Genomic DNA, 14,902 nt, shown 5'->3' with positions numbered 1-14,902 from the left:
CGTTATGAAAACTCACGTAATGAAAAGTATTAAGCAAATGTCCGTTGTTGCATTTTCTGGTGTGCTCTTTGGTATTGGTATGGTGGTCTCTGGTATGGCTGATCCGGCAAAAGTGATTGGCTTTCTCGATATTACTGGGGCATGGGATCCAAGCTTAGCCTTCGTAATGGGCGGAGCACTTGTTGTGTTCGTTCCTGCTTATCTTTTATTAATAAAGCCAAGAAGCGAATCTGTGTTTGGTGATGAGATTGTCTGTCCGACTTCTAAAACGATAGACAAAAAGTTAGTCGGTGGTGCAGCACTGTTTGGTATTGGTTGGGGCTTACTGGGTGTGTGTCCTGGTCCTGCGGTTGCCAGCTTTTTTACTGGCAACACACAAGTTCTGCTCTTTATAGCGGCAATGTTGGTTGGGTCATTCACCGCTAAAAGAATGGTTCGTGGCTAAAGAGTTCTTTAACGCAAAAAAGAGTATCTCAACGTTAACAGAGAACTTAAACGCTAAAAAGTGAGTGTCGTAGAAACCGGGCAATGGTCACTCAGTTTATAGTCGAGTACATCTTGTGTTTTGAAAACGGTTTGAACACCAGACGACGCCTTTAAATCACCACTCACAATAATGTGGTCTATCACCGAGCGGAATTGGTGGGTTTTATTCGGATTACGATTAGAACGCACTTTACATTCCGCTTTAGTGTCTTTAGTCACTAGCTTTGCACTAGTATTGTCCGATATCACGTCCCATAACCAATCTCCTTGATAACCCAAGTTGTGGTTAAAGTCGCCAAGCACGACATAATGTTGTTTGTTGTCCTCGCGCGCCTTTATCCACTTAGCTAGTGCCTGTCCTTGTTGTTTCACTATCTTACAATCGCGGTTATTACGATACGCGCCACTGCAACCCGCTTTCAGATGTACAGAGAGTAAGTGAGTCTCGTTTTCTTGGTTTGGATTTAAAACAAGGTAGCTCGCGAAGCGCAGCTTGCTGTTGCCTCGTGTGATAGAGAAGTCTGGCTTGTCTAATACGCTTACGCCATTGCGCACGGCAAAGCCTGTGTATTGGTTGGTGTCGTTAAACTGAAGGTGTCGGTTGGAGGCGTTTGAACGATCGGAAAGATAAATAGTGAAGTTATTGCCAACGGATTTTTGGATGGCAGCAGCACTTTCGACTTCTTGAAAAGCAAGAATGTCGGCTTGTGTTTTATCCACATAGTGGGTCAGTTTTTCAAAATCTTGTGGTGTTCTCGACACTTTTCCACCATCTATAGATAACCATTCTATGTTCCAACTGGTTAGATTGATGGAGTTTTGAGCAAATGAAAGAGAACTAAAAAGTAATATTAACGTAACAAAAAGTGATCGCATTTTGGCCTGTTGCACTCCTATCTTTTAGCATATTCCTTTCCATCCTTTATCCTACAAGACCTCCAAAAATAGCAAGTAGATTTAGTACCAATTTTGCAATTTTCATGGTTTTCTTCGCAACTGAGATCAACGCCAATAAGATCGATTTCTTCTTGTTCGCTAGCCAATCTTTATTGATCAAAATCAATGTTTTCGAGTGGTGCTTCTCGTTAAATACGCCACAATATATTGTGTTGCTAAAATAAAAAATAACCCCATATAGTGTGTTTGTGGATAACTCTGTGAGTATGCTCGGGTAAGGAGAACAAGGTGAAACCAATCGTAATCAAACGCGACGGATCAAGAGCTCCGTTCAACAGGGATCGTATCCAAGCAGCAGTTGAAGCAGCAGCGGAAAACAAAGATAAAGATGTCGCTATTTATGCTCTTAATGTGGCTCTTGCTGTCGAGTTACAGTTAAGAGAACACGATGAAGTTCACATCCATGAGATTCAAGACTTAGTCGAAAATGAACTCATGCAAGGTCCTTACAAAGCCCTAGCGCGTTCTTACATTGAATACCGCCACGATCGCGACATCGCTCGTGAGAAGCAAAGTGCACTAACTCGCGAAATCGAAGGTTTGATTGAAGAAAGTAATCTGGATCTAATCAACGAGAACGCGAACAAAGACGGTAAAGTAATTCCGACTCAACGTGACTTGTTGGCTGGTATCGTAGCGAAACACTATGCGAAGACGCACATTCTTCCTCGCGATGTGGTCCAAGCGCACGAAGTGGGTGACATTCACTACCACGATTTAGATTACGCACCGTTCTTCCCAATGTTTAACTGTATGCTTATCGATCTTAAAGGCATGCTGACGCATGGTTTTAAAATGGGTAACGCTGAGATTGATACGCCAAAATCAATTTCGACTGCAACAGCGGTAACAGCGCAAATCATTGCTCAAGTCGCGAGCCACATTTACGGCGGTACAACCATCAACCGTATTGATGAGGTTCTAGAACCGTACGTAATCACAAGCTACGAGAAACACCTAGAGATCGCAAAAGAGTGGAACATTGCTGAGCCAGAAGAGTTCGCAAAAGCGCGCACTGAGAAAGAGTGTTACGACGCATTCCAATCTCTAGAATACGAAGTAAACACGCTACACACAGCGAACGGTCAAACACCATTCGTTACGTTTGGTTTTGGTCTTGGTACAAGCTGGGCATCACGCCTTATTCAGAAATCGATTCTGAAGAACCGTATTGCTGGTCTAGGTAAGAACCGTAAAACAGCGGTATTCCCTAAACTGGTATTCGGCATCAAAGATGGTTTGAACCACAAATCGGAAGATCCAAACTACGACATCAAGCAACTTGCGCTTGAGTGTGCGTCTAAGCGTATGTACCCAGACATTCTTAACTACGACAAAGTAGTAGAAGTAACGGGTTCATTCAAAACACCTATGGGCTGTCGTAGTTTCCTTGGTACTTACGAAGAAAACGGCGAGTTGATTCACGAAGGTCGTAACAACCTAGGCGTAGTGAGCTTGAACCTTCCTCGCATCGCAATCCGTGCAAACGGCAGCGAAGAGAAGTTCTACGAGCTTCTAAACGATCGCCTACGTCTTGCTCGTAAAGCGCTAGAAACACGTATCACGCGTCTAGAAAACGTGAAAGCACGCGTTGCACCAATCCTTTACATGGAAGGTGCGTGTGGTGTTCGCCTGAAAGCTGACGACTCAATCGCAGATATCTTCAAGAACGGTCGTGCGTCTATTTCTCTTGGTTACATCGGTGTACACGAGACAATTAACGCGCTATTCGGTACAGAAGCGCACGTTTATGATGACGCTGTTTTGCGTGAAAAAGCGGTCGCGATCATCAAGCATCTAAAAGATGCTGTGAATCAATGGGCTGACGAAACAGGTTATGGCTTCAGCTTATATGCAACGCCAAGTGAAAACCTATGTAGCCGTTTCTGCCGAATCGATGCGAAAGAGTTCGGTGTAATTGAAGGCGTAACAGACAAAGGTTACTACACCAACAGCTTCCACCTAGATGTTGAGAAGAAGGTGAACCCGTACGACAAGATCGACTTTGAGATGCCTTACCCAGAAATCTCAAGTGGCGGCTTTATCTGTTACGGCGAGTTCCCGAACATGCAACGCAACGTTGAAGCACTAGAAAACGTATGGGATTACAGTTACACCCGAGTGCCTTACTACGGTACAAACACGCCAATTGATGAGTGTTACGAGTGTGGCTACAACGGCGAGTTTGACTGTACAAGTAAAGGCTTCACTTGCCCAAGTTGTGGTAACCATGACTCAACTAAAGTATCAGTAACACGTCGAGTTTGTGGCTACCTAGGCAGCCCAGATGCACGCCCGTTTAACTTCGGTAAGCAAGAAGAAGTGAAGCGCCGAGTTAAACACCTGTAAGGTTTACTACCACTCGTTTTAACACTTTGAAAATCAACTTTAAACAGGTTGGTTTTCTCTTTCGCGATAACACAGAGATGCATTATGAATTACCACCAATACTATCCAATTGACGTTGTTAACGGACCGGGTACGCGCTGCACGCTGTTTGTGTCGGGTTGTGTGCATCGGTGCCGTGGCTGTTATAACCAGTCGACGCAACGTTTGGATTCTGGTGTACTTTTCACGCAAGAAGCGGAAGACAAAATCATCGCTGACTTAAACGACACGCGTATCAAACGCCGTGGCTTGTCGTTGTCGGGTGGAGATCCGCTTCACCCTGCTAATGTGCCTCATATTTTGAAGATAGTGAAAAGGGTGAGAGAGGAGTGCCCAGGTAAAGACATTTGGGTTTGGACTGGCTACACGCTGACGGAACTGAATGACGCGCAAAGGGAAGTGGTGCAATACATCGATGTTTTGATTGATGGTAAGTTTGAACAAGACAAGAAAGACCTCAATCTCGAATGGCGTGGCAGTTCAAACCAAATCATTCATCGCTTTACAGACATCTAATCAAGCATTCTCCGCACATAAAAAGGGCTCACGCGTGCATAACGGGTGAGCCCTTTTGGTGTGAGTTCGTTAATGTCTCTTTGGTTACGCTGTCACCGATTGGTCATCTTCAACCATATTATTTATCCAACGTTTAGATTGAATACGGTAAGTCGTCAGTACGCCTTTCACTAACTCTTCCGCGAGCAGAGACATCAAGACAAAATGCAAAGGCAGCCCTAACACCATGCCTGTGTAATAAGTAAGGGGGATGCCAATAGCCCACTGACCGAACGTGTCGATGAAAATGCTATAGCGAATATCAGCGCCACTCTTTAGTACGCCGCCAATCCCAACCATGTTAAACACCCTCAAAATCATACCTAGCGCCATGACTAAACATACGTTAAGTGCCATGTCTGCATCGGTTAACGGGCTCAGTACCAATAGGTGATGAATCATGGGCGAGCTCAACCACACTAAGAATAACAGCAAGGTGGCTAAGATTGCGCTGGTTAACACATACCACCACGCCGTTTTCTCGACTCGGTCATAATGTTTTGCACCAATATCATTCCCAAGAAGAACGGATGCAGCGACCGCAAATCCCATAAAGGTTGAAATCAGTACCCCTTCAATCGGTGATAAGAATGAGATGATCGCCAGTTCTGAAACGCCCAATTGACCATAGATGATGCTGTAAACGATCAATCCACCAGTCCAAAGCGCATCGTGGACCAACATGGGTAAAGAAACCTTAAAGTACTTTTTTCGATACTGTTTTAAGCGGCCTTGTACCCAATCGAACTTAGTCGGAATTAGGTAAGCATATCGTTTGTAGAAAAAATAAATCAAGACGGCGGTTTGGAAAAATCGAGAAACAAAACTACCTACGGCTGCACCAAATACGCCCCATTGAGGGAAACCAAATAAACCAAAAATCAAAACATAATTAAGCGCGGCGTTAACGACAATGGCGGAGATACTAACGTTGGTTGCCAGTTTGGTTTGGCCCACGGAGCGCAATACCGCTTCAATCGGTACTACTATCGCCGTAGCAATGAGGCTAAAGCCCGTAACCACAAGATAATCACGTGCATAAGTGACGTATTCAGGATCGTCTGACATAAAAGAGACGATCTCTTCATCAAAAATCGCATAAAGAACGATAAACGGCAGCGTCACCAAAATGGAAATAAACCAAGATTGCGCCAACGTTCTGCGAATTCCGGCTAGGTTTCCTGAGCCGTAGTATTGAGAAGCAAGTACGGTAACTGCACCGCACAGGCCAAAGACAACCGCTAGGTTGAAGAAAAAGATACGATTTCCAACTCCAACTGCTGCCGTTGCAGATTCTCCGAGTAGGCTTACCATGAAAATATCCACGACGCCGAGCAAAGCAAAAAGCATGGACTGAAGTGAAACAGGTAGGCCAATCGTAATCAGCTTTTGCCAAAATGCTTTATCGATGTATTCGCGTGTTAAGAGCATCGCATTTCTCCTTAAAGATTAATGCGAGTAGTTTATCCTCATGATTTGGCGGTGTATTTTTCAAAGGAATCCAAAACCTTTGTAAAACTCTCTACTAACGCACATGTGAGCCAATAAATCATGGAAGATAAACAAGAACGCTACGCGATTTCAGAAAAAACTTATCAAGAGTTTATTGATCACAGTCGAGTATTAGCACTTGAGGAGAGAGGCATTGTGCAGTGCGGCATTGCCACTTGTCGTGACTTCTTCTCTGTTTATCGTAAAAACCAAAAGAAACACATGCTGCTCTATACGGTGCGTGGTAAAGGGTGGCTAGAGAGTGGGACTTATCGATACGATTTGGAACCGGGCTCGTTGATTACAGTACCCGCAGGTGTTGAAAACGGTTTTGGTATAGAAGAAGAACCTTGGCAGATCGCGTGGCTTTTTCTTGCTACTGATAGAGAGTGGCCGATATTAGAATGTGATGTTCGCTATCAGCTTTCATCTACACCTGAAGTGATGTATGCATGTATCCAAACACTACTACGCAGCATTCACCTTCCAATCGATTATGGTGGTGCGGTAGGTGAGCATAGTGTGGCTCAGTTAGAGCTGATGTTAAACATGCCGCCCTCAGAGTCGATATCACGCAGCCAATTGAGGCTTCGGCGTGTATTTGACCTTGTCCAACGTCAGCTCCATAAGGATTGGAGCGTTGAGCAGGTGGCGGCTCTATATCCATGTTCGGAGCCTCATTTGCATCGACTGACTCAAAAGCAGTTTGGTCGAAGCCCAATGGCACATTTAACGCGTATGCGCATGGAATATGCTGCTAGGTTACTTCGTTCAACAGAATGGCCAATTCAGCATATTGGAGAAATAGTCGGATATCCGACCAGCGCAAACTTTAGTACACGTTTTAAAGCGTGGTCGACCATGACACCAAGAGAGTTTAGAAAAAACGGTAGAGTGGATTGGTACGACGAGGAGTGAATCGTTCTTTTTCTGAACGATAGAGCGCACAAAACTCACCGCAATCCAGAATTTTGTTCTCTAATTGATGAAATAAGTGAAAAATCATTTCGTCATTTTTTGCGATGGTGTTAACGTGAGGTTCGGTACTTGAATTTCAAAGGGTTATGACTTTCATGTTTTCTAATCTCCCAACTCCCGTATTAGATCCTATTTTATCTCTATCCGTTGCATACCGTAACGATGAACGTCCAAACAAGGTTGACCTTGGCATTGGCGTATACAAAAACAGCGCAGGCGAAACGCCGATTATGAAAGCCATTCAAATGGCGCAGGATGTCGTTGTTGAAACTCAAAAAACCAAGTCTTATGTTGGTCTTGCGGGTTGCGAAGAATTTAATAAAAGCATGATCGATTTGCTGCTGACGGGAACGTCTGCAATGGATCGTGTTGCAGCTATTCAAACGCCAGGTGCAAGTGGTGCGCTGCGTATGCTCGGTGATCTAATGAAGATCGCACAGCCAGATACGACGGTTTGGATTTCCAACCCAAGCTACGTAAACCACAAGCCAGTGATGGAAGCAGCAGGCCTTAAAGTTAAGTTCTACCACTATTTCTCTTCGGAAACGAAACAAGTAGACACCGAAAAAATGATGGATGATCTTGCGAAAGCTGGGCCTTCAGATGTGGTACTTCTTCATGGTTGTTGCCACAACCCAACTGGTGCGGATATTGACTTCTCTGCTTGGCAAGCCATTACAGAATTGTCGCAGAAGAACGGTTTCATCCCATTTGTGGACATTGCTTACCAAGGCTTCGGTGATGGCCTAGAAGAAGACGCAAAAGGCCTTCGTTTTATGGCAGATAACGTTGAAGAGATGTTGATTACTACTTCATGTTCGAAGAACTTTGGTCTGTACCGTGAACGAACTGGTGCAGCGATTGTGGTTGGTAAGAACATGCATGATGTAACCAATGCAAAAGGTAAACTCCTCACTCTAGCTCGCTCGACTTACACGATGCCACCCGACCATGGTGCAGCTTTAGTTAAGACCATTCTGCAAGATGACAATCTCACTTCCGTTTGGAAGCAAGAATTGAGTGAAATGCAACATCGTTTGGTTAGCCTTCGTCAAAGTTTGTGTAACGAGTTGAGAAACAACCATAATACAGATCAATTTGATTTCATTGAGGGTCACAAAGGCATGTTTACTGTGCTAGGCTTTAGTGGAAACCAAATGGCGCAACTGCGTGAAGATTATGGCATTTATGGTGTTGGCGATGGTCGAATTAACATTGCCGGACTTACCGAAACTCATATTCCATACGTAGCGGACGCAATTAAGAAAGTATCTCAAGCTTAATTGGAGTGTGGATGAAAAACTGGAAACTGATTCTGCCGCTTATGATGAGCGGCAGTTTAATTGCTTGTACGTCAACTCAAACGACGCAGGAACCTGTTGAGCCAGAGTCGCCAAAGGTCGAAGAGCCCGTTAAAGTCGAGCCAGAAGTGAAACCTGATGTAGATCCAAAGCCAGAGGTGGAGCCCAAACCAGAAGCGAAACCTGAGAAAAAGCCGGAACCAAAGCCTAAGAAGCCAGTCAAGGTCACAAAAACACCCGATGGCATGTTAATTCTTGGTTCTGAAGAATGGGTTTATGTTCCTGAAATTGACCAGACTTTCAAGGCTAGAGTCGATACAGGTGCGACAACATCATCAATTAGTGCGACTGACATTGTTCCGTTTGAGCGTGATGGTAAAGACTGGGTTAAATTTAAGATAGATTTAGGTGACAAAGACACCAAAGAATTTAAAGTACCCGTTGAGCGCTGGGCTAAAGTTAAGCAGTCTTCGTCAGAAGAGGTGGATAAACGAGCGGTGGTAAAAGCCTACATTACCGTTGGGGATCACAAAGAAAAGACAGAGTTTACGTTAGCGGATCGCGGACATATGACGTTTCCAATTTTGCTTGGTCGAAGCTTTTTTAGAGATATCGCCGTTGTAGATGTATCGAAAAAATATGTGCAAGATAAACCTAAAAAAACCGCTAAAAACTGATGTATTACAGCTAGTTTCTGCTACAAGCTAATAATTCGTGATTAACAAAAAATGGCCTCCAAAATTGGAGGCCATTTTTATTGAATCATATGCTTGCTTGTGATGCCCTGGTAGTCATAGTCATGTCCACTAAAATGCAAAACGAGCAGACATTACAATTTGCTGGCCATAGACACCATTATTTTTGAAATCTGCACCAAGCGATAGTTGCTGAGTTGAGTGGAATCGTGCGCCCAGATTGTAAATGGTGTTCGAATCGTCATTATCTATGATTTGGCCGATACGGCCATGTAGCTCAACATTTTGCATAAACCAAATACGAGTGCCAATATTCACTTCCGTGCGCCACTCGTCGCCCACTTTATCACTGCCGTTCTCTTTAATGTTGTGTACCAACATTTGGCCATAAATATCTGCAAATTGGCCTGCTGGCCCATTAAAGCCTATACCACCAGCAATGTCCCAGTCTCCGCTGAATTCACTGTCTGCGCGAGCAATGAAATGGGTATTCTCTGTAAAGTAGGTATTGAACTCGCCACCAAATGTACCAGGGCTAGTGCCCATGCGAAATTCCATCGTGTTGTAGTTGAAATTATTTGCATGTGCGGAAAGTGGCAAAATAGCACACAAACCAAAGGCTGCAACCTTTAGAGCTTTACCTAGCATGGTGTCTCCGGGCAAGATGAATAAAATGAACAAAAAAATGGTCTGCAAAAAGCAGACCAAGATTGATAAAGCTATCATTTTAAGTGCTTGCCGTCACTATTTAGCTGTAATCGTCACTACATCATGTTGATATGCACAGCAATCGGGGTTTGTTTTACATGACCACGAGTTGTTCGACTTCAATCTCTGGTTTGTTCCCGCCTTCAAATTCGCCAAACAGACGGACTTTAGTCGTGTGATCAATCGGAGTGTTTAGCTGAATATCGTCATCGAGTTCGACCATCACTTCACCGGAACCATCGCTAAAGACAAACTTATCCGCGCGAACTTGACGCAATAAGTTACCTTCAACGACCACATCTTTTTCAGTAAACATATTGGAGTCGTTTAGCAAGGCATCCAATTTTTCCACAGTGACAGGACCGTTAAACTGCAAGTTTGATTGGTTTTGAGCGTTATCTTTCGCGAACGCGATAGAAGGAGCAATAGCTAAGGCGGCGATTGTTGCGATAATTGTATTCTTTTTCATGTTACATCCTCATCGGTTTGTTTTGATGGGTTCATTAAAACAGGGCTTGTTTGAACCAATGATGATTTCAACATTCATATTCTATTCATTTGCTTGAGTAAGTGGGGACGATGACGTTATGATTGTTCATCTTCCTCTATTCCTTACAAATGTTCATGAAATCAGCGATCCCATCTTTAATGGTTCAAGGCACCACTTCGGATGCCGGAAAAAGTGTCCTTGTGGCAGGTTTATGCCGTGTATTAGTAAGAAAAGGGATAAATGTTGCCCCATTTAAGCCACAAAACATGGCACTAAATAGTGCGGTAACCAAAGATGGCGGTGAAATAGGTCGAGCACAGGCCGTTCAGGCACAGGCGTGTAATGTTGAGCCAACCGTACATATGAATCCGGTTTTGATTAAACCTAACAGTGATACAGGTGCTCAGATCATTTTGCAGGGTAAGGCGATTTCCAATATGGATGCGGCTGGCTTTCATGATTACAAGAAAGTGGCGATGGATACGGTGTTAGATTCCTTCTTTCGTCTGACTCAAGAATTTGATTCGATCATTATCGAGGGCGCGGGGAGTCCTGCTGAAATCAATTTACGAGAAGGCGATATTGCAAACATGGGTTTTGCTGAGGCCGCTGATGTACCAGTGATCATTGTTGCTGATATTGATCGTGGTGGAGTGTTTGCACATTTGTACGGAACACTTGCGTTACTTTCTGAATCTGAACAAGCGCGAGTAAAAGGATTTGTTATCAACCGTTTTCGAGGTGATATTCGTTTATTGCAATCGGGCCTCGATTGGCTAGAAGAAAAAACAGGTAAACCTGTACTTGGTGTACTTCCTTTTCTCCATGGTTTGAATTTAGAAGCAGAAGACGCGATCACTGCGCATCAAGAGTTGCACTCTGAGGTAAAACTGAATGTTGTTGTGCCTGTTTTAACCCGGATTAGTAATCATACTGATTTTGATGTGCTGCGATTGAATCCAGATATCAATCTACGTTATGTAGGTAAAGGCGAAAAAATAGATAAAGCCGACCTTGTTATTTTGCCTGGGACCAAATCAGTGAGAGACGATTTAGAGTATCTAAGAAGCCAAGAGTGGGATAAAGATATCTTGCGTCATATTCGTCTTGGTGGAAAAGTGATTGGTATCTGTGGCGGCTACCAGATGCTTGGAAACTTGATTGATGATCCAAACGGCGTCGAAGGCCAACCAGGTCAAAGCGAAGGACTTGGCTTGCTTGATATCACTACGACGCTAACTAACAGCAAACAGCTTACAAACACACAAGCACAGCTTTCTCTTAACGGCAAAACAGCCAATGTAAAGGGTTATGAAATCCACGTAGGGCGAAGTGAAGTACGGGGCCTGCAACCTCTTACATTCAGTTCCGGTGAAGCGGAGGGGGCGATCAGCGAGTGTGGCCAAATCATGGGAACCTACCTTCACGGGTTCTTTGACGAGGCAGATGTCTTAAGCCTGGTATCAGAATGGGTAAACGGCACCCAAATCAAACAACAAGACTTTGAAGAGTTAAAGGAGCAAGGCATTAATCGCATCGCAGATGCGATAGAACAACATATGCGCCTTGATTTTTTGTTTAAATAGCACATTAACTGATTGAACTTTATATTCAAATAACCTGTTCTTTCGCTTGCCTTGTATTGGAGTATCTCTATGAAAGCATGGAAACAGCATGCTTGCCTTGCGGCAGTATTAAGCATTTCATTTTCAGCAAACGCAGCAACGAACCTAAAAGTGTATGCAGCCTCTTCTATGACGAATGCGATTAACGAGATCGCGCAAAACTTTGAAGAAAAGTATGACGTTTCTATCACTCCCGTTTATGGTGGTTCTTCTTCTATCGCTCGACAAATTATCAATGGCGCACCAGCGGATGTATTCATTTCTGCGAACACGAAATGGATGGATTATTTGGTCGATAAAAATGTCATTTATCGTGACAATGTCACAAATTTAGTGCGCAATAGCTTAGTGTTGATTGCTCCTCAGTCTTCAGAATTAACCTCATTTAACTTTTCTGATGCAAAGGCATGGGAGAAGGCATTGCATGGAAATCGTCTTGCGTTAGGCAATCCGACGTCAGTACCTGCTGGTATGTACGCGAAAGAGTCATTGACTACACTGGGTGTATGGAAAGCGGTTCAAACTCACGTCGCACCAGCAAAGAATGTGCGCTTAGCTTTGGCGTTGGTTGAACGTGGAGAAGCGCCTTTAGGTGTGGTCTACAAAACCGATGCTCAGTTAACTGATAAAGTCAAAATTCTCGGCGAATTTGCGAGTGATACGCATGCGGCTATTGTTTACCCGGCTGCAATTGTGAATGATTCTACTGAGTCGGAGCAGTTCTTCCAGTACCTAAAATCGGACGAAGCCGCACGCGTTTTTGCTCAATATGGCTTTCAGCAATAAACCGGCCTTCAATTATAGGAACGAAGCGTGACAGAACTGGAATACCAAGCCTTAATGTTAAGCCTCAAAGTAGGCGCGTACGCAGTACTTTGGCTGATTCCTCTCGGCGTTTTTCTTGCTTGGCTACTTTCTCGAAAAACGTTCTTTGGTAAATCGATTCTCGATAGCTTAATTCATTTACCACTGGTATTGCCGCCAGTGGTAATCGGCTATTTATTGTTGATTTCTTTAGGACGACAAGGGTTCCTTGGAAAGTGGCTCTATGAAAATTTAGGGGTAGTATTTAGCTTTAATTGGAAAGGGGCAGTAGTCGCTTGTATTGTCGTGGCTTTGCCTTTGATGGTTCGTTCAGTACGCTTAAGCTTAGATAGCGTCGACCCTAAATTGGAGCACGCAGCCTCTACGTTAGGCGCTTCTCCTTTAAAAGTGTTTCTCACCATCACGTTACCACTGACCATTCCCGGAATTATTACGGGCACGATGCTGTCATTTGCTCGTAGTCTTGGCGAATTCGGGGCGACGATCAGTTTCGTCTCTAACATTCCGGGTGAGACCCAAACGATTCCGCTGGCAATGTACAACTTTATTGAAACGCCAGGTGCAGAAATGCAGGCGGCTCGTCTGTGTATCATTTCTATCGCGTTAGCCTTGTCTACATTAATGATCTCTGAATGGCTAAATCGTAAGGCGGCAAGCAGATTGGGTGCGAAGCAATGACGATTAAAGTCCAATTTAAACAAATGCTTGGTGAGACTGACTTCGACATCAAACTTAAGTTACCCTGTAATGGAATTAGTGCCTTGTTTGGACGATCTGGTGCAGGTAAAACGACGTTGATTAACATCATCAGCGGATTGGTCACTCCAAGGCAAGGGTATGTTGCGGTTGGTGAGCATGTTTTGTTTGACAGTGAACAGGGAATCAACCTACCAACGCACAAGCGTGGTATTGGTTATGTGTTTCAGGATTCACGTTTGTTTCCTCACTATTCGGTTCAAGGCAATTTGTTATATGGCGTTAAAGAAAAAGATGACGAGTATTTTGATGCAGTCACCGAACTCTTGTCTATCAAACCGTTACTAAAGCGCTTTCCGGTATCACTTTCTGGTGGTGAAAAGCAACGTGTTGCGATTGCGCGCGCATTGCTATCTAAACCCAATTTGCTTTTGATGGATGAGCCACTTGCCTCACTCGATATGCCAAGAAAGCGTGAGGTAATGCCTTTTCTTGAGGAGTTGTCGGAGAAGGTAAATATCCCTATTATCTATGTCACACACAGTCTCCAGGAAATTTTAAGGCTTGCTCAGCACCTTGCAATTATTGACCAAGGTAAAATTTCGAGTTCAGGTAAGCTTGAGGAAGTGTGGGCTTCTCATGTTATGCGTCCATGGCAATCTTTCTCAGATCAAAGCAGCTTATTTGAAGGCCGGATTGCTGAACATCATGAACGTTATGCACTGACTTGTATCAGCCTTGCACCTAATGTATTCCTGTGGGTGCAAAAGATCGACGGAACACCAGACACGCCAATACGCTTGCAAGTGCGTGCCAACGACGTTTCTATCACGCTCGAGCAACCCAAGGCGACGTCGATTCGAAATATTTTGCCTGCTATTGTCGATTCCATCGAGGCGTTTAACGCAGCCGATGACAAGCAGAGTATTAATGTATCACTCAAGCTAGACGAGAAATGTTATTTGTGGGCAACGATCACACCGTGGGCCCTTGATGATCTCAACCTAAAAGTTGGTAGCCGTGTTTTTGCACAAATTAAAGGTGTCAGTGTGACACAAAAAGATATGGCACTAGCGCCTCATTAACCGTTTAGACTGATTTACGCTTCATGATCAAAAAAGGCCGCAAAGTGCGGCCTTTGTTACTAGAAGAATGTCGGAATTACTTCGCGAATACTTCTTTGAATTCACGCTTAAGAAGTGGGTCACGACGTGCTTTCTTAAGTTGCTTAACCATGTCTTTCACACAGTTGTGAAGCACATTATCAAGTAGTTGAGCACGGTATTCTTCTTTATCTTCATCTGTCATGTTTTCTGGCAGATTAAGAGTAGGAAACTCTTCCATCACATTAATACCAGCGAATGCTTGGCCTACAGAAACTAGAGCATGAAACTGTTCAAAGTTGTCTAGAATGTTCTGTGCGCTTGCTGGCATTTCGTCCCATGATTCACGTACCGCTTCTTCAGACACTTCATGGATAGAGGTAACCATTTCGAACATTTGCTCTGGAACTTCGTCAAATTCGATAACTTTACGTAGCTCTGGAGAAATGCTGGCTAGATCGATTTTTTTGCTTTCGCTGTTAGTTGCTTCTGACATGGTGTGTCTCTCATTACAAAAAGGCGGGAATATTAATACCAAATGCATCAAATAGCTATACCCATTAATCCACAAGATGACCAAAGTGAATGAGTTTGTTGAACTTCT

The 14,902-nt window shown here is 43.9% G+C and carries 15 protein-coding genes; 10 read left to right on the top strand and 5 right to left on the bottom strand.

Annotated elements, in window-relative coordinates; genetic code table 11:
• Positions 1–4 precede the first annotated feature (4 nt).
• A complete protein-coding gene (locus R7Q48_RS20440) occupies positions 5–445 on the top strand; it encodes a YeeE/YedE family protein (protein ID WP_053349906.1) in 441 nt (146 codons plus the stop codon).
• A gap of 53 nt (positions 446–498) precedes the next feature.
• Here the strand turns inward: R7Q48_RS20440 and R7Q48_RS20435 are convergent, their stop codons facing one another.
• Positions 499–1,362 (bottom strand): endonuclease/exonuclease/phosphatase family protein, encoded by an 864-nt coding sequence (locus R7Q48_RS20435; protein WP_213966203.1) that lies wholly within the window; start codon positions 1,360–1,362, stop codon positions 499–501.
• A gap of 309 nt (positions 1,363–1,671) precedes the next feature.
• Here R7Q48_RS20435 and nrdD point away from each other — a divergent pair, with 309 nt between their 5' ends.
• Both nrdD and nrdG read left to right on the top strand, forming a co-directional pair.
• A complete protein-coding gene (gene nrdD / locus R7Q48_RS20430) occupies positions 1,672–3,792 on the top strand; it encodes an anaerobic ribonucleoside-triphosphate reductase (RefSeq protein WP_054575441.1) in 2,121 nt (706 codons plus the stop codon).
• Between the two features lie 84 nt (positions 3,793–3,876).
• The gene (gene nrdG / locus R7Q48_RS20425) at positions 3,877–4,347 is read left to right on the top strand and encodes an anaerobic ribonucleoside-triphosphate reductase-activating protein (protein ID WP_318132424.1); all 471 of its coding nucleotides are present in this window, start codon (positions 3,877–3,879) and stop codon (positions 4,345–4,347) included.
• Positions 4,348–4,431: 84 nt separating this feature from the next.
• Here nrdG and R7Q48_RS20420 read toward each other — a convergent pair whose 3' ends face one another.
• Entirely contained in the window at positions 4,432–5,817 is a 1,386-nt protein-coding gene (locus tag R7Q48_RS20420) for an MATE family efflux transporter (protein ID WP_256902688.1), read from the bottom strand.
• A 120-nt stretch (positions 5,818–5,937) separates the two neighbouring features.
• Here R7Q48_RS20420 and R7Q48_RS20415 point away from each other — a divergent pair, with 120 nt between their 5' ends.
• The 3 genes from R7Q48_RS20415 (at position 5,938) to R7Q48_RS20405 (ending at position 8,833) form a co-directional block, all read left to right on the top strand.
• A complete protein-coding gene (locus tag R7Q48_RS20415) occupies positions 5,938–6,795 on the top strand; it encodes an AraC family transcriptional regulator (RefSeq protein WP_054575975.1) in 858 nt (285 codons plus the stop codon).
• A 155-nt stretch (positions 6,796–6,950) separates the two neighbouring features.
• The gene (locus tag R7Q48_RS20410; RefSeq protein WP_047101084.1) at positions 6,951–8,138 is read left to right on the top strand and encodes an aromatic amino acid transaminase; all 1,188 of its coding nucleotides are present in this window, start codon (positions 6,951–6,953) and stop codon (positions 8,136–8,138) included.
• 11 nt (positions 8,139–8,149) lie between these two features.
• Entirely contained in the window at positions 8,150–8,833 is a 684-nt protein-coding gene (locus R7Q48_RS20405; protein WP_005388032.1) for an ATP-dependent zinc protease, read from the top strand.
• 129 nt (positions 8,834–8,962) lie between these two features.
• On the opposite strand, the gene R7Q48_RS20400 is transcribed toward R7Q48_RS20405, so the two are convergent.
• A complete protein-coding gene (locus R7Q48_RS20400; protein ID WP_017634623.1) occupies positions 8,963–9,499 on the bottom strand; it encodes a hypothetical protein in 537 nt (178 codons plus the stop codon).
• A 154-nt stretch (positions 9,500–9,653) separates the two neighbouring features.
• A complete protein-coding gene (locus R7Q48_RS20395) occupies positions 9,654–10,028 on the bottom strand; it encodes a YgiW/YdeI family stress tolerance OB fold protein (protein ID WP_005376220.1) in 375 nt (124 codons plus the stop codon).
• 155 nt (positions 10,029–10,183) lie between these two features.
• On the opposite strand from R7Q48_RS20395, the gene R7Q48_RS20390 reads away from it, so the two are divergent.
• From R7Q48_RS20390 to modC, 4 genes are all read left to right on the top strand, one after another.
• Positions 10,184–11,635, top strand: coding sequence for a cobyric acid synthase (locus R7Q48_RS20390; RefSeq protein ID WP_256902689.1), 1,452 nt, complete (start codon positions 10,184–10,186; stop codon positions 11,633–11,635).
• 69 nt (positions 11,636–11,704) lie between these two features.
• The gene (gene modA / locus R7Q48_RS20385; protein ID WP_042520932.1) at positions 11,705–12,460 is read left to right on the top strand and encodes a molybdate ABC transporter substrate-binding protein; all 756 of its coding nucleotides are present in this window, start codon (positions 11,705–11,707) and stop codon (positions 12,458–12,460) included.
• Between the two features lie 27 nt (positions 12,461–12,487).
• Positions 12,488–13,177 (top strand): molybdate ABC transporter permease subunit, encoded by a 690-nt coding sequence (gene modB / locus R7Q48_RS20380; protein ID WP_042520927.1) that lies wholly within the window; start codon positions 12,488–12,490, stop codon positions 13,175–13,177.
• Positions 13,174–14,280: a molybdenum ABC transporter ATP-binding protein ModC gene (modC, locus tag R7Q48_RS20375; protein WP_065275319.1), complete on the top strand. Its 1,107-nt coding sequence runs from the start codon at positions 13,174–13,176 to the stop codon at positions 14,278–14,280. The genes modB and modC overlap by 4 nt, the downstream gene beginning before the upstream one ends.
• A gap of 76 nt (positions 14,281–14,356) precedes the next feature.
• Here the strand turns inward: modC and R7Q48_RS20370 are convergent, their stop codons facing one another.
• Positions 14,357–14,794 carry a DUF3069 domain-containing protein gene (locus R7Q48_RS20370; protein ID WP_005376232.1) on the bottom strand — a complete coding sequence of 146 codons (438 nt, stop codon included), beginning with the start codon at positions 14,792–14,794 and terminating at the stop codon, positions 14,357–14,359.
• Positions 14,795–14,902 lie beyond the last annotated feature (108 nt).

The sequence above is a fragment of the Vibrio sp. 378 genome, assembly GCF_033339435.1.
Note: the sequence above shows the minus strand (reverse complement) of the source record. Positions and strands in the feature narration are given on the sequence as shown.